General features: G+C 61.9%; 16 protein-coding genes. 11 read left to right on the top strand and 5 right to left on the bottom strand.

Annotation, left to right across the window (positions count from 1 at the left end; all coding sequences use genetic code 11):
- Positions 1-40: 40 nt before the first annotated feature.
- The 3 genes from choV to NKI17_RS12090 all read right to left on the bottom strand — a co-directional run bounded on the left by choV (position 41) and on the right by NKI17_RS12090 (position 3,127).
- A complete protein-coding gene (gene choV / locus NKI17_RS12100; RefSeq protein ID WP_023679503.1) occupies positions 41-1,222 on the bottom strand; it encodes a choline ABC transporter ATP-binding protein in 1,182 nt (393 codons plus the stop codon).
- Complete coding sequence (gene choW / locus NKI17_RS12095; RefSeq protein WP_254819158.1) at positions 1,219-2,073, bottom strand: choline ABC transporter permease subunit; 855 nt, start codon at positions 2,071-2,073, stop codon at positions 1,219-1,221. The genes choV and choW overlap by 4 nt, the downstream gene beginning before the upstream one ends.
- Before the next feature lie 118 nt (positions 2,074-2,191).
- Positions 2,192-3,127: a choline ABC transporter substrate-binding protein gene (locus NKI17_RS12090; RefSeq protein ID WP_023679505.1), complete on the bottom strand. Its 936-nt coding sequence runs from the start codon at positions 3,125-3,127 to the stop codon at positions 2,192-2,194.
- A 237-nt stretch (positions 3,128-3,364) separates the two neighbouring features.
- Between NKI17_RS12090 and NKI17_RS12085 the strand changes: the two genes are divergently transcribed.
- From NKI17_RS12085 to NKI17_RS12050, 8 genes are all read left to right on the top strand, one after another.
- Positions 3,365-3,976, top strand: a complete 612-nt coding sequence (locus NKI17_RS12085; protein WP_023679506.1) for a thymidine kinase — start codon at positions 3,365-3,367, stop codon at positions 3,974-3,976.
- A gap of 127 nt (positions 3,977-4,103) precedes the next feature.
- Complete coding sequence (locus tag NKI17_RS12080; RefSeq protein ID WP_023679507.1) at positions 4,104-4,493, top strand: c-type cytochrome; 390 nt, start codon at positions 4,104-4,106, stop codon at positions 4,491-4,493.
- Positions 4,494-4,708: 215 nt separating this feature from the next.
- Positions 4,709-5,797: a hypothetical protein gene (locus NKI17_RS12075; RefSeq protein ID WP_023679508.1), complete on the top strand. Its 1,089-nt coding sequence runs from the start codon at positions 4,709-4,711 to the stop codon at positions 5,795-5,797.
- 35 nt (positions 5,798-5,832) lie between these two features.
- Positions 5,833-6,978 carry a hypothetical protein gene (locus tag NKI17_RS12070; protein WP_023679509.1) on the top strand — a complete coding sequence of 382 codons (1,146 nt, stop codon included), beginning with the start codon at positions 5,833-5,835 and terminating at the stop codon, positions 6,976-6,978.
- Positions 6,979-7,002: 24 nt separating this feature from the next.
- Positions 7,003-8,913: an AAA family ATPase gene (locus NKI17_RS12065; RefSeq protein WP_023679510.1), complete on the top strand. Its 1,911-nt coding sequence runs from the start codon at positions 7,003-7,005 to the stop codon at positions 8,911-8,913.
- 198 nt (positions 8,914-9,111) lie between these two features.
- Positions 9,112-10,410, top strand: coding sequence for a DUF6638 family protein (locus tag NKI17_RS12060; RefSeq protein ID WP_031212593.1), 1,299 nt, complete (start codon positions 9,112-9,114; stop codon positions 10,408-10,410).
- A gap of 15 nt (positions 10,411-10,425) precedes the next feature.
- Positions 10,426-11,550 (top strand): DUF2333 family protein, encoded by a 1,125-nt coding sequence (locus tag NKI17_RS12055; protein WP_023679513.1) that lies wholly within the window; start codon positions 10,426-10,428, stop codon positions 11,548-11,550.
- A gap of 307 nt (positions 11,551-11,857) precedes the next feature.
- Positions 11,858-13,537, top strand: coding sequence for a formate--tetrahydrofolate ligase (locus tag NKI17_RS12050; protein WP_352797240.1), 1,680 nt, complete (start codon positions 11,858-11,860; stop codon positions 13,535-13,537).
- 77 nt (positions 13,538-13,614) lie between these two features.
- Here NKI17_RS12050 and NKI17_RS12045 read toward each other — a convergent pair whose 3' ends face one another.
- Positions 13,615-14,262: a cysteine hydrolase family protein gene (locus NKI17_RS12045; RefSeq protein WP_023679515.1), complete on the bottom strand. Its 648-nt coding sequence runs from the start codon at positions 14,260-14,262 to the stop codon at positions 13,615-13,617.
- Between the two features lie 127 nt (positions 14,263-14,389).
- On the opposite strand from NKI17_RS12045, the gene NKI17_RS12040 reads away from it, so the two are divergent.
- The 3 genes from NKI17_RS12040 (at position 14,390) to NKI17_RS12030 (ending at position 16,552) form a co-directional block, all read left to right on the top strand.
- Entirely contained in the window at positions 14,390-15,379 is a 990-nt protein-coding gene (locus NKI17_RS12040) for a helix-turn-helix domain-containing protein (protein WP_352690594.1), read from the top strand.
- Positions 15,380-15,566: 187 nt separating this feature from the next.
- A complete protein-coding gene (gene parS, locus NKI17_RS12035; RefSeq protein WP_352638288.1) occupies positions 15,567-16,046 on the top strand; it encodes a type II RES/Xre toxin-antitoxin system antitoxin in 480 nt (159 codons plus the stop codon).
- On the top strand, positions 16,043-16,552 hold the full coding sequence (locus NKI17_RS12030) for an RES family NAD+ phosphorylase (RefSeq protein ID WP_023679518.1): 510 nt from the start codon (positions 16,043-16,045) through the stop codon (positions 16,550-16,552). Before parS ends, NKI17_RS12030 begins: the two co-directional genes overlap by 4 nt.
- 58 nt (positions 16,553-16,610) lie before the next feature.
- On the opposite strand, the gene NKI17_RS12025 is transcribed toward NKI17_RS12030, so the two are convergent.
- Positions 16,611-17,168 carry a sugar O-acetyltransferase gene (locus NKI17_RS12025; protein WP_023679519.1) on the bottom strand — a complete coding sequence of 186 codons (558 nt, stop codon included), beginning with the start codon at positions 17,166-17,168 and terminating at the stop codon, positions 16,611-16,613.
- Positions 17,169-17,203: the final 35 nt, after the last annotated feature.

The raw sequence follows: 17,203 nt of genomic DNA, 5'->3' as shown, positions 1-17,203 counted from the left end.
ACTCGGCGTTTGGTCTTGGTTCTCTCCCCAAGGAGAAAAACTACCTTCTCAACACCGCGCTCAGCACATCCCTGACGCCGATGGCGCCGACAAAGCGCGACTGGTCGTCGAACAGCGCCACCGGTGCCGTCTGCGAGCGATGCATGGCCAGCATCACGGTCTTCAGCGAGGTGCCGGGATTGGCCCAGAACACCTGCGCCGTCTCCTCCGGCTGGGCTTCGACATCGGCGCAGGACACCCATACCGCGGGCTTGCCGTCGCGCTCGGCCGCCGCCACCAGCCCATGCTCGTCGATCTTGAAACGCGTCGTCCTGCGCCGGTCGAGCCACACCCAGCCGTTCTCGCCGTGTTCGAGGTCGCGGCGGTCGCGCATGACGTTCCACGCGGTCAGCACCGAGAGCGGGTTCACATTGGCGATGAAGTCGCGGACATAGTCGTTGGCGGGCCGCAGCACGATGTCTTCCGGCGCGCCGGTTTGCACGATGCGCCCGCCTTCCATGATGGTGATATGGGTGCCGATCTTCAGCGCCTCCTCGAGGTCGTGGCTGACGAAGATGATGGTCTTCTTCAGCTCGGCCTGGAGCTGCAGCAACTCGTCCTGCAGCTTGGTCCGGATCAGCGGATCGAGCGCCGAGAACGGCTCGTCCATGAGCAGGATCGGCGCCTCGGTGGCAAAGGCGCGCGCCAGGCCGACGCGCTGCTGCATGCCGCCGGAAAGCTCATGCGCATATTTCTTCGACCACTGGTCGAGATGAACCAGCTTCAGTTGCCTGTTCACCCGCTCCTTGCGCTCGGCTTCGGGTACGCCGGCGAGCTCGAGGCCAAGGCCGACATTCTCCTCCACCGTGCGCCACGGCAGCAGCCCGAACTGCTGGAACACCATCGCCACCTGCTTCTGCCGCAGCCGCCGAAGCGTCGCCTCGTCGCAGGTGACGACGTCGACCGTACCGTCGCCGTCCTTGACCAGCACCTGGCCGCGCGAGACGACGTTCAGCCGGTTGACGGCTCTGAGCAGCGTCGATTTGCCGGAGCCGGAAAGCCCCATCAGCACCGAGATCTCGCCCTCGTTCACGGTGAGGCTGGCGCCGGCGCAGCCCAGTACGTTGCCGGTCTGTTCGAGGATCTCGGCTCGGGTGGCACCACTGTCGATCAGCGCCAGCGAGCCTGCCTGGTCGGCGCCGAAGACGATGTCGACATTCCTGAAATCGACGGCGACGGTCATTTCTTGCCTCCCACGCCGATGCGCGTCATCCGGTCGAGCACGATGGCGAGCACGACGATCGCCAGCCCTGCCTCAAGCCCGAGGTCGATCCTGCGCGAACCGAGCGCCCGGTTGATTTCCGTACCGAGGCCGCCGGCGCCGATCAGGGCGGCGAACACCACCATCGACAGCGACAGCATGATCGACTGGGTCAGCCCAGCCATGATGGTCGGCAGCGCCGAAGGCAGCTCGACCTTCCACAGCAGCTGGCGCTTGGTGGCGCCGAACGCCTCGCCCGCCTCGACGATCGATTTCGGCACCGAGGTGACGCCGAGATGGGTGAGCCGAACCGAGGTCGGGATGACGAAGATGATGGTGACGATCAGGCCGGGCGCGTTGCCGAGGCCGAACAGGGTCAGCACCGGGATCAGGTAGACGAAGGTCGGCAATGTCTGCATCAGGTCGAGCACCGGCAGCATGACGCGATACACCTTCGGCTTGTGCGCGGCCCAGATGCCGAGCGGCACGCCGATGGCCATCGACACGGCGGCGGCGGCGACCACCAGCACCAGCGTCTCCACCGTCTGCTTCCACAGGTTCTGGTTGAGGATGAACAGCAATCCGATGAATACCGCCAAAGCCAGGCCTTTCGAGCGCTGCAGGAAATAGGCGAGCAGAGCGATCAGCGCGATCAGCAGAACCGGCGGCAGCAACAGCAGCCCGTCGACGATGCCGTCGAGCAGGAAGTTGAGGCTGTTGGAAAAAGCCCTGAAGATGGTGTCGAAATTGTCGGTGAGAAAGCCGAAAAACGCCTTCCCCCATGCCCCGATGGGAATCTTGTAACTGACCAGGAATTTGGAGATCGGATCCATCTAGCCCCTCTTCTACCGGCGCCGTCCTTCGCCGGACGGTCATCTTGTCACAGGATATGAAAAAGGGCAGCCATTTCTACCGTGGCTGCCCCTTGTCTCGTCATGCCAGATGGTCGGGTCAGCTTCCGAGCGCCGTTTTCACCGCAGCCGCCGCATCGCCGCCGTCGAAGGTGGTGACGCCGGCGATCCAGGGAGCGACCGCGTCCGGGTGCTTCTTCAGCCAGTCGGTCGCGACCGTATTGGCGTCGCCGCCCTTCAGGATCGCGTCCATCATCTCGCCTTCCATGTCCAGGTTGAACTTCAGATTGGCGATGAACTTGCCGGCGTTCGGACATTCGCTCATGTAGCCCTTGCGTACATTGGTATGCACGGTGGCAGCACCAAAGCCGCTATCTCCCATCCCCTCGAGATAGGTGATCTTCATGGCGCCCATCACCGGATGCGGCGTCCAGCCGAGGAAGGCGATCCATTCATTGTTCTTCATCGACTGGTCGGCCTGGGTGAGCATGCCGGCCTCGGAAGATTCGACCAGTTCGAAGCCTTCGAGATTGGTCTTCGGATCCTTGATCATGTCGAGGATGATGCGGTTGCCGTCATTGCCGGCCTCGATGCCGTAGATCTTGCCGTCGAACTTGTCCTTGAATTTGCCGAGATCGGTCAGCGTCTTGACACCGGCATCGGCGACATAGGTCGGAACGACGATGCCGTAGCCGGCACCGCTGAGATTTTCACTGACGGTCTCGACCGAGCCTTCGGCGGCATAGTCCTTGATGTCGTTGGTCATCGACGGCATCCAGTTTCCGAGGAACACGTCGAGATCTTTGTTCTTCAGGGACGCATAGGTCACCGGCACCGAAAGCTGGATCACCTGCGGCTCGTAGCCGAGCGCCGTGAGCAGCACCGAGGCGACGCCGGTGGTCGCCTGGATGTCGGTCCAGCCGACATCGGACAGACGCACCGTCTTGCAGCTTTCCGGATCGCCGGCGAAGGCCCCAGTCGTGGATAGAAAAGCCGCCAGGCCGAGGCCGGCGACGAATGAACTCATACGCGACATGAAAATTCTCCCATTTCAGTTCTCGGTGAAGCGAAGCGACGGTTTTATCTCCGCCTTTGTTCCGTCAGCCAAACATCATTCTGCTGCGGTTTCAAGCACTAAGGCAATCACGAACAACGGCGCAGGCTGGCCGATCAGCGACACGCCCGCCGCTTTCCGGATGGAAGTCGCCTTTTCCCGGTGGAATGTAGGCGCTCCCCCTCCCCGCTTTGTTGCAACTCGGCTTAAAAGGACGGCATGGCCAAGCTGTACTTCCATTATGCGACGATGAATGCCGGCAAGACGACGATGCTGTTGCAGGCCTCGTATAATTACCGCGAGCGCGGCATGACGACGATGCTGTTCATCGCCGGCCACTACCGCAAGGGCGATACCGGGCTGATCTCGTCGCGCATCGGCCTGGAGACGGAAGCCGAGATGTTCCGCGACGGCGACGATCTGTTTGCCCGGGTCGCCGAGCATCACGACCACGCCACGGTCCATTGCGTCTTCGTCGATGAGGCGCAGTTCCTCGAAGAGGAGCAGGTCTGGCAACTCGCCCGCATCGCCGACCGGCTGAACATCCCGGTCATGTGCTACGGCCTGCGCACCGATTTCCAAGGCAAGCTGTTTTCCGGATCGCGCACCCTGCTGGCAATCGCCGACGACCTGCGCGAGGTGCGCACCATCTGCCGTTGCGGCCGCAAGGCGACGATGGTGGTGCGCCTCGGCGCCGACGGCAAGGTGGCGAAACAGGGCGAACAGGTGGCGATCGGCAAGGATGTCTATGTCTCGCTCTGCCGCCGCCATTGGGAAGAAGAAATGGGCCGCGCCGTGCCCGACGATTTCATCGGCTTCACCAAAACCTGACCAGCGCTATTGCTTTCATCCGACCTCCCGGCCGACATTCGTTCACCAATCGCGCCATCGTGCGGCGCTTGTTTAAGGCCTGCTTGCTATTTCAGAACCTCTCAGCCAGAGCCGTCGGGGAGTTCCCATGCTTCGAGCCATTTCGTCTGCCGCTGCTTTCCTCATCGCCGGCGCTCTTGCCGCGCATGCCGACGGCGATGCCGCTCTCGGCAAGAAAGTCTTCAACAGATGCATGGCCTGTCATGAGGCCACGAGCGACCACGACAAGGTCGGCCCGCATCTGCTGGGTGTCGTCGGCCGCACCGCCGGCACCGCGGACAGTTATCTCAGCCGCTACTCGCAGGGGATGAAGGACGCCGGCGCCGCCGGCCTGGTCTGGGACGAAGCAAACCTCGCCGAATACCTGCGGGCGCCGCGGCAGAAGGTCCCCGGCAACAAAATGGCCTTCTCCGGCCTGACCAGCGACGACGACATCGCCAATGTCATCGCCTACCTCAAGGCCGATCCCAAGCCCTGAGCGTCGCTCCCGACCTAAAGTCCAGCCGCGGTTGAAGCGGTGTCTGACCGGACGGCAGTTACACCGTAATCATTGCCTGACTATCCTGCGGTCGGCCTCCTGAAATTCTTTTGTTTTCCTGTAATCCCATGTCTTCCGTCTTTCATTCGCCAAACCCGGCACATATATTCGCGGCGGTTTGCGAAACGAAACCGATGCCGAAGCGGGAGGCCCCAATGGCGACATTGCAGAATTTCGATGCCGAGATTGCCAAGACCAAGCAGGTCGTAGAGGACATGCGCACCAAGATCGAGCAGTCCGGTACTGTGCTCGACACGCTCGCCACCGCCGACAAGAAGATCGGCGACGCCAATTTCGACATCGAGAATGCCCGCATCGAGGACGTGCTGAAGCAGCAGAAGGTGATGGAAGGCAATATCGCCGACCTGATTATCGGCCTCGAGGACGCCACCAACGTCTTCGGCGCCGAATTCGAGAGCATGAAGAACTACACCGGCTGGGAAAATTTCGTCGGTGTCTTCTCCAGCCAGCGCAAGCAGCGCCTGCGCACCGACCGCGTCCGCAACATGTCGCTGGCCGGCAATCTGCAGGAGCTGCTGGCGAAATCCGACACCATCGTCGGCATCCTCAAGGCTCAGAAGCAGGTTCTCGACACGCGCTACAAGACCTCCGAGGCCAGCCTGTCGCAGGTGATCGAGCGCCGCAAGACCACCATGTCCAATCTCGAGACCGTGCAGAAGCGCATCGAGGAGCTCAACCCGATGCTGCTCGACATCGAGAACAAGATCGCCGCCTCGACCAGCCAGAAGGTGCGCACGCAGCTGGAAGGCGAACGCTCGAAACTGGCCACGGAATACAACGAGAAGCAGGCCAAGGAGCAGGAATTGCTGGCCGAAAGCCAGACGCTGGAGCGCTACACCTCGATGTTCCAGACCTTCGTCGATTCGCTCAACAACCAGATCGCGGCGCAATCGACGCTGATCAACAAGCTGACCATCGATACCGAGCAGCGCATCGTTCTGTACAAGGCGCTGGAAGATTCGCTGAAGACCGCCGCCCAACAGGATGTCGCCCACAAGATCAACACGCTGGGCAGCCAGGTCGACAACACCGCCGAAGAGACCATGGCCGGCATTGGTGCCGCCTCGCAAAAGCACATCGGCGATCTGCTTGAAATGCACGAGAAGAACATGGTCGCCACCGCCGACATCCAGCGCCGCAAGAAGCTCGCCGACGATGCCTTCGCCCGCCGCTTCGACGATGTGATGAAGAAGCACAATTCGGCAAATTACGTGCAATCGTAATTGCTGCACGTGCACTGCTCCCAAGGGCTGGCAGCATGACCCCCGAAAACGAAGCTGCGGCGCGCTATTTCTCGGCGATCACGGCGGCACTTGGCGGCCTCGAAGTGTTCATGCGCGACGATCGCTCGCCGCTCTATCGGCACGGCATCGTCGCCAAGGTCGTCGCCGAATATATTGCGCGGCTCGACAAGTCGTTCTCGTGCTGGCGCAACCGGCTGGGCTTCACCGAGACGTTCCGCATCTCGCGCGCCGAAAGCGGTTTTCCGGTCTTCCAGAACCTGCTCGAGTTGGAGAACGACCGGCTCCAGGCCGATGCGCGCCTCGCCAACCTTCCGCTGGCCGATGAGCTGCGCGAGGAAATGGCGGACTTCATCCTGCGCCACAAGGAATTTCCCGAAGCGCTGCAGAAGTCGATGGCCGAGCGGCTTTACCTCGAGGACGTCAAGAGCGAGACCACCTTCGGCCCGTTCACGCTGGCCCAGACGGTCAAGGTGTCGGTCAATCCGAAGACGTTGCGCCCCTATTATCTGGTCCACTGGGCCTGCTTCGACGGCAGCGCCAACCTGCCGCTTGTGTATATGGTGACGGTCGAGGATTCCTCGGACGACATGATCCGGCAGCTTGTCGACTCCAGTGGCAAACTTAATGAGAGGGTCGACATTCCGCTGCCGGTCGACGGCTTGCTCAATCCCGAGCTTGCCCACCGTTTCGACGATTTCACCGAGAAGAATTCCGCCTACGCGCTGTCGCCGGCGACCATCGCGGTCAACCTCGACAAGGATTTCGAGCCGCTGCATCCCAAGCAACTGCGTCGCGTCGTGCTCGGCCCGTTCTATTCTGCAGGGATTACCGACAACAATTCGACGGTGAGCGAAGTGCTGGCCAAGGTGCGCAAGCCGGAAAACGCCTGGCTGCTGACCTGGACCATCCAGGAGGTCTTTTCCAAGGCCGAAAAGCCAGGCCGCAAGGGGCTGTTTTCGAGCGAAAAGACGACGCAGGAATTCTTCATCAATACCGACGATCTCGAGGCCGCGCGGCAAGGCGTGTCGAGCTATGAGAACCATGCGTTGATTCCGCACGAGGCCTATCAGGCGCTCTATGCCGCCGGCGAGGCGCAGAAGATCTTTTCGGGCTACAAGGTCCACATCCTGTCCAAAGGGCAGGTCATCAGCGACGTCTGACCATCAAATCGCGGAGCATCCTCCATGGACACCGGCCTGACCACCATCCCGGAAGCGGCAATTGAAAAGCACCGTGCCACTGCGCAAAGTTTCATCACTCGCATCGTCGTGCTGGAGGACCCATCGCGCGAGTCCGGCACCGCGCTTGCCGGCACCAACCGCCGCTTCGTCTCTACCGTCTCGGTCGGCTCGGTGCGCCGCACGCGCGAGGTCGAGCTCTCCAAAACCGTCGCCGCCGTCCATTCCGACGACCAGTTGCTGACTATCCCGCAGCACACGCTGTTGTTTCGCGCCCGGCGCGGCACAGCGATAGCGCTGGCCATATCGGATGTCTTCGCCGAGGGCTCGGACCTCGAAAGTCTGCAGGCGAAAAACGCCCGCGCGCCGCTCGAAGGCGATGAAGCTGCCACCTTCAAGAAGCTGCTGTCGGCCTCTGCCTACATCTCCGCCTTCAGCCTTGCCTCCTATTTGTTCCAGCTGATCGACAGCGACGGCGAGGCGCCGAACGACACGCCCGAGCCGGACTTTCTGTTCGACACGCCACAGGATGCGGTGAAGTCGATCGTGGCCGGGCTCGACAGGGCGATAGCGGGTTCGAAGGACGATGCCGACCTGATGACCCGCGCCCGCGCCTTTGCCCGCGTCGCCATCGACGGGCTGTTGGCGCGAAAGGGTCGCTTCGACGGCATCGGTCCGTTCGAGAACGCGCATATCCGCATCGACGTCGACGATTTTACCCTTGACGGCTTCGACGTCGCGCCGGGTAAGCGGGCAAAGCCGCTGGTGATGACCTTCAAAAAACCGGAAGAGGTCGTCGGCAACCACATCGCCAAATACCAGTCGGTCAAGCTTGCCAAGATGCTGATGGCCTATGACTTCGAGCGCGAGCTGAACCCGTTCGTCGAGCTCGGCGGCTTCCTGTTCACTTTTATCGGCGATGGCGCGCCCGGCACCGGCAAGACAACCTTGATCCAGATGATCGCCGGTCTTCTCAATGGTTATTGCCAGGTCGCCGGTTATCCCTTCGCCTACGAGAATTTCGGCGTCGACCAGATCTCCTCCTACCAGGGCAAGTCCGGCCAGAACTGCCGCCAGTTCATCAACAATGTGCTGAACCCGCGCGTCATCGGCTTCGGCACCATCGACGATATCGACCAGGTGGCGGCACGCCGGTCCGACGACCGCGCCTCGGCCGGCCAGCAGGAAATCACCGGCGTCCTGATGGACGCCTTTGGAGGTGCGGCGACCGTGGTGCGCGGCAACTGCTCGTTCGGCATGTTCTCCAACTATCCCGAAAACGTCGACGACGCGCTACGCCAGCGCGCCGGCGCGCGCTGGCTGGTCGACGGCCCGCAGAGCCGCGACGACTACATCGACATCTTCGTTCTGCTCGCCGGCAAGAACCACAAGATCCCGCTCGGCGACCACAAGCTCTATGTGGCGCAAGAGATCCAGCGCGCGGTGATGGAAGCTTACGAGGAGCATGAGAAGCCACAGGAAGACGGGTTGATGAAGGTCTATGAGCGCTACATGAAGGAGAATGGCGCGCCAAAGACGATGGCCGACATCGGCACTTATCTGCATATGATCAAGGATGCCGAGCCGCGCTTTACCGGTCGCGCCATCAAGAACGTCACCGATGCCATCAAGATGCGCGCCATGGACATCGAATTGCCGGACGAGTGGTTCGAAAAGCCGGAAGCCTTCATGCACAAGGGTTACGACGACAAGAAAGCCATGATCGAGGAGCTGCGCGGGCCATTCTCGATGGACATGGTCATGCAGGAGATCAACCGCTACGCGGATTCCGAGTTCCGCTATTCCGACAAGTCCGATGATGCGGCGGTGACCAAGATGATCCGCGACACCCGTCTGCGGGAGCGTGCCGTCCGCGAGATCGAGGATATGAAGAAAAAGGGGCTGTGGAATGCGTGAGATGCGCCGACGCCCCCTTCTCCCCTTGTGGGAGAAGGGGTCGCCGAAGGCGACGGATGAGGGGTATTCGTCAAGCTGGAACACCCCTCATCCGACCGAGCTTCGCTCGGCCACCTTCTCCCACAAGGGGAGAAGGAGCGTTCGCGCCCCTCATCCGCCCTTCGGGCACCTTCTCCCCGTGAACGGGGAGAAGGAATAATGGCCAAGAAACCCGATCTGTTGCGCGACAACGAGCTGATCTACGGCCGGCTGCTGACGATCGACGAGCCGCACCTGATCCAGCGCTACAACAAGGCGATGGTCGCGTTCGGCTTGAAGCCGACCAAGTTGAAAAGCTTCGAGATCGATCGCACTGGCTTCTCGCCGCAGGTCGCCGAGGAATGCGGCGACTACAGCTACCTCGATCCGAACGAGGTCAACCGTCGCTTCATCATCCTGACGCCGTCGCAGATCGACCTGCCGGTGGTGCACACGGCGTTCTCCAACACTTCGCTGCTGATGTACGAGTTCATGTCCAAGAACCAGCGCGCCATCGATGCGCTGACGATCAAGGACGTCATCTACGGCGAGATCGAGGATTCGGTCCCCAAGGTCGACGACATCGAGGACCTGCTGTCGATCAATCAGGTCGAATTCAAGGTGCTGTCGGCCGAGGATGTGCTCGGCAAGGCCGCTGAACTCGGCAAGCTGGTCGACCGGCTGAAGCAGGAACCGGATGCCTGGCGCGACAACGCCATGCTTGCCCACATGGTCGAGCTGGCGAAGATCTGCGGCGACATCCGCGAGAATGCGCTGGTGCCGGACCAGGTGATCTTCCGCCACAATGCCTATTGGACCAGCCATTTCGGCGGACTTTATGTGTTCGTCGATCCCGACGTGACGACGGTGATCAGCGACCCGGCAGCGCCGGGCTTCCGCCGCTCGCGGCCATGGCAGGTGAGCTACCTTTCGATCCACGACGCCGACAAGGTATTCAAGTTCCTCGCCTCGACCGGCCGCCTCGAGTTGCCGCGCGCCTCATGGATCGAAACCTCCGGTTATCTCGAGCATCGCGCCGAAATGGTGGTGCGCGCGCTGATCCGCGACGCCGATCCCGACCGCAATCTGACCGACGTCGACAAGGTCTGGCTGCAGACCTGGATCCACGGCCATACCGATCTGATCACCAGGGACGGCAATTTTCCCTTCCTCAACGCCGCCAAGCGCGAGATCGCCCAGCTCGGCCATCTCAAGATCGAGGACGTGTTCCCGCAGCAGCGCTTCCTGGTCATCCGCGCCAAGCCGGACCATCCCGACGCCTGGCTGACCAACCAGCTGATCTCGGACTTCGTGCCGCAGGACTTCGTTTCGCGTTACGTCTTCAACAAGCCGGGCTTCTACAGGGACTATGAAGGCTTCAGCGACGCCTGGCGATCGCATGTTGTGGACGTTCTGAAAACCACATATCTGAAGGACAAGGTGGCGTTTCGCACACGCCTCTACGGCTTGACTGACTGAGGGGGTGACATCGCCATGCTTGATCCGATCGTGAATTTCTTCACCCGGATTTTCCAGTGGATTGGCCGCGGCATCGGCCTGCTCATCGGCGCGATCCTGTGGCCGTTCCTGTGGGCGGGGCGCTGGTACACGCAACGCGGCTGGATCCTGAAGGCGGTGCTCGGCCTGGCTGTGCTCGTGCTGATCGGTCTCTATGTCAACTTCTTCTACGCCACCCAGTGGTGGAACAATTTCGACCCGAATTACGTCGACAAATACACGTTCGAAAAACGCAACAGCTCCGCCGGTGAACAGGTTTCCGCCGGCGCCGGCACCGACACGGCCAAGACCTGCGGAAATTCAGCCATTGCCCAGGTCGCTGCCGACCTGACCGACTTCAACGTCAACCAGAATGCCTGGGTGTCGTCGATGATCCTCTACAAGCTCGGCCTGTTCGGCATCGACTGGGACCACACGCCGTTCATGGACAACAAGGCGTCGTTCCAGCGCGGCATCAACCAGGCGGTGCGGCGCACGGCGACCGAGCTTGCCGACAATCTCGGCCGCGTCCGCACCACCTCGCAGATCGACGCCGACCTGCAGGACGCCCGCGGCAATCTGCAGTTCGATGAGGAAACCTGGTATTTCGGCTTGAACCCGTTCGGGCCCAAGACGCCGACGCCGAGCTACTATCGCGACGCGGTGCGCAAGCTGCGTTCCTTCAACGCCCGCCTCGCAGCCTGCCAGGCGACATTCGATGCCCGCGCCGACAATCTCAAGCAGTATATCGACCGCATTTCGTCCGATATCGGTTCCACCTCGGCGATCCTCAAGGAGCGTGCCGAAAACCACAATAATGGCTGGTTCGACACACGCGCCGACGACCGCTTCTGGTTCGCCTATGGCCAGCTCTATGCCTATTACGGGCTGATGAAGGGCGCACAGGCCGACTTCGAGGACGTCATCAAGGAAAAGCACCTGCAGAACCTGTGGGATACGATGGACGCGCAATTCGTCTCGGCGCTGCGCATCCAGCCCTTCATCATCGCCAATGGCCGCGAGGACGGCTGGCTGTTGCCGACACATCTGACGACGATGGGGTTTTACATACTCAGGGTGCGCTCGAACATGGTCGAGATCAGCAACGTGCTGACGCAGTAGCGGATCGTCCCGCACAGCCGGCGCTGGTGAATTTGCGCCGTTGCTTCTGTCGCTTTTCGCGTATTACGCGGCTGTTTTGAGACGGCGGAACCGCGCCTGCTCTGGCTTCTATACGGCGCGGCAACCGGCGCGAAAAGAACCTGTAGCAGGGCAGCCGGCCGCAGAGGCATTTTCTTCGTAGGAAACATAGTTGCATGAAAGTTGACGCCGCGGCAGCGACAGGGGTAGAACATGCCCGCGCCTGCAATGCCGGGCTATTCTTGCGACCACACTAGTCAAATCCGTCCAATTCAGAGGGAAGTCGTCCATGGCCGAAGTGAAGTCCGACATCGAGATCGCGCGCGGCGCCAGGAAGAAGCAGATCCAGGAGATCGGCCAGAAGATCGGCATTCCGAGCGAACATCTTCTGCCCTACGGCCACGACAAGGCGAAGATCTCGGCCGAGTTCATCAAGTCGGTGAAGGGCAACAAGCATGGCAAGCTGATCCTCGTCACCGCCATCAACCCGACACCGGCCGGCGAAGGCAAGACGACGACGACGGTGGGCTTGGGCGATGGCCTCAACCGCCTCGGCAAGAAGGCCATCGTCTGCATCCGTGAGGCTTCGCTCGGACCGAATTTCGGCGTCAAGGGCGGTGCCGCCGGCGGTGGCTACGCGCAGGTCGTGCCGATGGAGGACATGAACCTCCACTTCACCGGCGATTTCCACGCCATCACCACCGCGCATAATCTGCTGTCGGCGCTGATCGACAACCACATCTATTGGGGCAACGAGCTCGGCATCGACACCCGCCGTGTCGTCTGGCGCCGCGTTATGGACATGAACGACCGGTCGCTGCGCGAGATCATCTGTTCGCTCGGCGGCGTCGCCAACGGTTTCCCGCGCGAGGCCGGTTTCGACATCACAGTCGCCTCGGAAGTCATGGCCATCCTGTGCCTGTCGACCGACCTGAAGGACCTGGAAAAGCGCCTCGGCGACATCATCGTCGCCTATCGTCGCGACAAGTCGGCCGTCTATGCGCGCGACCTCAAGGCCGACGGCGCCATGGCCGTACTCTTGAAGGATGCCATGCAGCCCAATCTCGTGCAGACGCTGGAGAACAACCCGGCGTTCGTGCATGGCGGCCCCTTCGCCAACATCGCGCATGGCTGCAACTCCGTCGTTGCCACGACGACGGCGCTGAAGCTTGCCGACTACGTCGTCACCGAAGCCGGTTTCGGCGCCGATCTCGGTGCCGAAAAGTTCTTCGACATCAAATGCCGCAAGGCCGGCCTGAGGCCCGCCGCGGCGGTCATCGTCGCCACGGTTCGCGCCATGAAGATGAATGGCGGCGTCAAGAAGGAGGACCTCGGCAAGGAGAACGTCGAGGCGGTCAAGAAGGGCTGCGCCAATCTCGGCCGCCACATCGAGAACATCCGTCAGTTCGGTGTGCCGGCTGTGGTCGCCATCAACCATTTCTACTCCGACACAGAGGCCGAGATCCAGGCGATGAAGGACTACGTTGCCTCGATGGGCGAAGAGGCGATCCTGTGCAAGCACTGGGCTCAGGGATCGGCCGGCATCGAGGAACTGGCCAAAAGAGTCGTGGCGTTGGCCGAATCCGGCGCGTCGCAATTCGCCCCGCTCTATCCCGACGCCATGCCGCTGTTCGAGAAGATCAACACCATCGTCCAGCGCATCTATCGCGGTTCCGAAGCGATCGCCGACAAATCGGTGCGCGACCAACTCCACGCCTGGGAGCACGCCGGCTACGGTCATTTGCCGGTCTGCATGGCCAAGACGCAATATTCCTTCTCCACCGATCCGAATCTGCGCGGCGCGCCGACCGGCCACACCGTACCGGTGCGCGAGGTCAGGCTGTCTGCCGGCGCCGGCTTCGTCGTCATCATCTGCGGCGAGGTGATGACCATGCCCGGCCTGCCCAAAGCGCCATCCTCGGAAAAGATTTTCCTGAACGAAATGGGCCAGATCGAAGGCCTGTTTTAGGGATAATCAACGCTTGAACGGCAAAGGGCGCCGCAACGCTGCGGCGCCCTTTTGGCGACTTCGCGACGAGCTCGTCCCTAAGCCGCGCTTCGCGCCAGCGCGCGCTGGTTGGAGGCATAGGGTGTGTCGTGCTGGGGTACCACGCCGGTCTTCAGACAATCGATCCACTCGGCGGTCTTGAGAACGGCCGCGAAGCGCGACTGCAGGACGATCGTCACCACGCGATGGATTTCCTCCCCCGAAGCGTAGCCGGCGCTGTTGGCGTACGGCAATGACCCCGTTGCGTCCGACAGGAACTCGACCTCAAAACCCATATGCACGGCGTGGATGACCGTCGACAGGTCGCAATTATGCGTCATGTAGCCGATGACCGTGATCGTATCGATAGAGTTGGCGCGCAGCCACTCCTCGAGGTCCGTGCCGGTGAAGGCGCTGGGCAAGTTCTTTTCGATGTAGTGGTCACGGTTTCGCCTGGCGATTTCCGGGTGCAACTCGGCGCCATGGCTGCCCTTGGCGAAGACCGGTGAGGTTTCCGGCGCCAACTGTTTGATGACCACCACCTTGACGCCTGCCTCGGTGGCCGCATCCATCGCTCGCGCCACATTGACGACGCTGTCGCGGAAGGGCGGATGCTGGATGGCGAGATTGCCGCCGTCATAGTCGTTTTGAACATCGATGACGATGAGGGCGCGGCGTGGAGCTTTGCCTTTGGCTGGTTGCGACATGGGGTTTCCTTTCCCGTTGGACATTGATGGGTGGACGATAAGCTCGGCACCGGATTGCAAAAAGTGTCCCGATTGACATTATTCGAAAGAATTGGGACAATCGGCCTCACCCGTTGCTGGAGCTCCCATGACCGATCCTGCCGTTGCCGCCATCGCCTTCGATGGCATCAGCCCGTTTCATCTCTCCGTGCCGTGTCTCGTGTTCGGCGCGGATCGCACGGAGCTCGGCCTGCCGCGCTTCGACTTCCGGGTCTGCGCGATTGAGGACGGGCCGATCCGCACCGATGCCAGGCTGACCATCAGCGTCCCGCACGGGCTTTCCGCGCTCGATGACGCCGACATCGTCATCGTGCCAAGCTGGAAAGATCTCGGGAGCTCGCCTCCAGCGGCATTGATCGACGCGTTGCTTGGCGCGCACGAGCGCGGCGCGCTGATCGTCGGACTGTGCTTGGGAACGTTCGCTGTTGCGGCGACCGGACTGCTTTCGGGGCGGCGAGCGGCGACGCACTGGGCCTACGCGGATCAGCTGCAGGAACTCTATCCCGACATTCTCGTCGAACCGGAAGTGCTCTACATCGACAATGGCGATGTCGTGACATCCGCCGGCGTCGCCGCCGGGCTCGACTGCTGCCTGCACGTCGTACGGGCTCGTTACGGCGCGGAGGCGGCACTTCGCCTTGCCCGGCAGATCGTGCTTTCTCCGCACAGGCAGGGCGGGCAGGCGCAATTCATCGAACGTCCCATCGCCAGGACCGGCAATGCGGACCGCTTCACCCAAGCTCTCGAAGCGGTGCGCAAAACCCTGGGTGAGCCGCACAGTCTGGACAGCGTTGCCGGTCACGCCGGCCTCACCCGCCGGACGTTCACGCGCCGTTTCCAGAAAACGATCGGCACCAGTTTCGGCGACTGGCTGACCGACCAGCGCGTCCAGCTGGCGCAACGGCTGCTGGAAGCAACGGAAAAATCGATGGACACGGTTGCCTTCGAGGCCGGCTTCGGCAGCGCTACCTCGCTGCGCCAGCATTTCGCAGCGCGCCTCAGAACCTCGCCGGCGCAGTACCGGCGCGAATTCTCGAAGAGTGCTCAGGAGGAGCGCGTGGCGCACATGCCGAGGTGAAATTCGGCTCGCGCTCGATTCCAGGGCAATCGCTTCAGTGCCGACGTTGGACTGCCATCTGGCCCGAGTAGGCTATCTTTTCTCTCGAAGCGATTGCCCTGCTCTCGATCCTGTCGTGCTTGAAAGGCTCTGCGTCATCTGTCATATATTAAAGCGACAGATGACGCGAAGAGGGCTCGCCGTGGCGATGGCATTGGAAAAGGCTGCGCCAGCAGCAAAAAACAATGAACTTCAGAAGGTGGCGAAATTGCTAGGCGGCAGCCGCATTCTGGCAAGGCGCCTCAGCAGCGCTTTGGATGCCCACGAGTTGCTTCTGCACGGCCTGCCGGCTTCAGCGCTGGACCATCTTATCGGGCAACTCGTCTTCATCCAGAAGACCGATTCGCTGGAGAAGGCCGTCGGCATGAGCCTGCGCACCTACCAGCGCCGCAAGGATGCTCCGTCCAAGCCTCTCAGTCAGGACCAGAGCGGACGCACCTGGAAGTTCGCGGAGATCCTGTCGAAAGCGACCGACGTGTTCGGTTCGCAGGCGGAGGCAGAGCAATGGCTGGAGCGCCCGGCGATTGGGCTCGACCAGCGTCGTCCAATCGACCTTCTGGCGACGCCGGCGGGGATCGAGCTTGTAGAAGACTATCTGGAACGGCTTGAATATGGCGTTTATGCATGACGCCGCTGCCGGCGGCGCTTGGTGGCTCCGACCTCATCGGATGGCGCCTCGATCAAGCCGCGTTTGCGCCTACATGGGACAGTGGCGAGGGCGCATACAGGGTGGGCGGACGCTGGAACAGCAAGGGCGTGCGCGCCGTCTACTGCTCGATCGATCCGTCGACTGCGATCCTCGAGGTTGCGGTTCATAAGGGCTTCAGGGCGCTCGACACGATAGCGCATGTCATGACGGCAGCGATCGTCAGCGATGTCGCGGATGTGCATATCGTCGACCCCGCCGCCGTGCCCAACCCCAACTGGTTGCGCCCGGGCATTCCGAGCTCCGGGCAACAGGCGTTTGGCGACGATCTTCTGCAACGGCACCGGTTCGTGGTGATTCCGAGCGCGGTATCGCAGCGTAGCTGGAACCTGATCTTCGACGCGAGCCTCGCCAGAGGGGCATACGCCATGAAGACCCAGGAGGCGTTTGCGCTCGACACACGGTTGCATCCACCTCCGGCCAAGTGACATAGCCGCCCCCATGTCCATCAGAACGAGGACGTGACCGGCGACAGAAGCACGGTGCTCAGTTGTTGCTGATTACCCGTGCCGGATTGCCGACCACCGTGGTGTTCGCCGCCACGTCGCGCGTCACCACAGCACCGGCGCCGACGATGGCGCCATCGCCGATCCTGACTCCGCCGAGGATGACGGCACTGCCGCCGATCCAGGCATTGTCGCCGATCTCGACCGGCTTGGCGATCTCCAGCCCTGTCCGTCGCCCGGCAGCCTCCTTGTGGTGCTCGGCGCAATAGATCTGCACATTCGGGCCGAGCAGCGTTCCCTTGCCGATGCGCACTGGCGCCGTGTCGAGAATGATGCAGCCGGCATTGAGAAAAACGCGGTCGCCGAGAAAGATGTTGAAGCCATAGGCGCAGTGGAACTGCGCCTCGATCCGGGCGCCCTCGCCCGCAGCGCCGAGCAGCGTCCGCAATCCAGGCCCGATATCGCCACGCTGCCGGGGTGGCAGGCTGTTGTGCTCGAACACCGCGTCTCGCGCCGTGATGCGCAACGCCTCCAGTTCCGGATCGAGGCAGCAATACCACTCGCCCGCCGCCATTTTCATGCGTTCGCTTCCGGCCATGGCTGCAACTCCAGTTTCAACTTTGCCAAAGCACA

Source organism: Mesorhizobium sp. M0816 (assembly GCF_040320005.1).
Taxonomy (GTDB): domain Bacteria; phylum Pseudomonadota; class Alphaproteobacteria; order Rhizobiales; family Rhizobiaceae; genus Mesorhizobium.
The sequence above is the reverse complement of the archived record's forward strand: the minus strand, read 5'-3'. Positions and strand labels throughout refer to the sequence as shown.

Coding starts and splice junctions, on each gene's coding strand:
- choV (WP_023679503.1), bottom strand. CDS start 1,222: ATGACCGTCGCCGTCGATTTCAGGAATGTCGACATCGTCTTCGGCGCC.
- choW (WP_254819158.1), bottom strand. CDS start 2,073: ATGGATCCGATCTCCAAATTCCTGGTCAGTTACAAGATTCCCATCGGG.
- NKI17_RS12090 (WP_023679505.1), bottom strand. CDS start 3,127: ATGTCGCGTATGAGTTCATTCGTCGCCGGCCTCGGCCTGGCGGCTTTT.
- NKI17_RS12085 (WP_023679506.1), top strand. CDS start 3,365: ATGGCCAAGCTGTACTTCCATTATGCGACGATGAATGCCGGCAAGACG.
- NKI17_RS12080 (WP_023679507.1), top strand. CDS start 4,104: ATGCTTCGAGCCATTTCGTCTGCCGCTGCTTTCCTCATCGCCGGCGCT.
- NKI17_RS12075 (WP_023679508.1), top strand. CDS start 4,709: ATGGCGACATTGCAGAATTTCGATGCCGAGATTGCCAAGACCAAGCAG.
- NKI17_RS12070 (WP_023679509.1), top strand. CDS start 5,833: ATGACCCCCGAAAACGAAGCTGCGGCGCGCTATTTCTCGGCGATCACG.
- NKI17_RS12065 (WP_023679510.1), top strand. CDS start 7,003: ATGGACACCGGCCTGACCACCATCCCGGAAGCGGCAATTGAAAAGCAC.
- NKI17_RS12060 (WP_031212593.1), top strand. CDS start 9,112: ATGGCCAAGAAACCCGATCTGTTGCGCGACAACGAGCTGATCTACGGC.
- NKI17_RS12055 (WP_023679513.1), top strand. CDS start 10,426: ATGCTTGATCCGATCGTGAATTTCTTCACCCGGATTTTCCAGTGGATT.
- NKI17_RS12050 (WP_352797240.1), top strand. CDS start 11,858: ATGGCCGAAGTGAAGTCCGACATCGAGATCGCGCGCGGCGCCAGGAAG.
- NKI17_RS12045 (WP_023679515.1), bottom strand. CDS start 14,262: ATGTCGCAACCAGCCAAAGGCAAAGCTCCACGCCGCGCCCTCATCGTC.
- NKI17_RS12040 (WP_352690594.1), top strand. CDS start 14,390: ATGACCGATCCTGCCGTTGCCGCCATCGCCTTCGATGGCATCAGCCCG.
- parS (WP_352638288.1), top strand. CDS start 15,567: ATGGCATTGGAAAAGGCTGCGCCAGCAGCAAAAAACAATGAACTTCAG.
- NKI17_RS12030 (WP_023679518.1), top strand. CDS start 16,043: ATGACGCCGCTGCCGGCGGCGCTTGGTGGCTCCGACCTCATCGGATGG.
- NKI17_RS12025 (WP_023679519.1), bottom strand. CDS start 17,168: ATGGCCGGAAGCGAACGCATGAAAATGGCGGCGGGCGAGTGGTATTGC.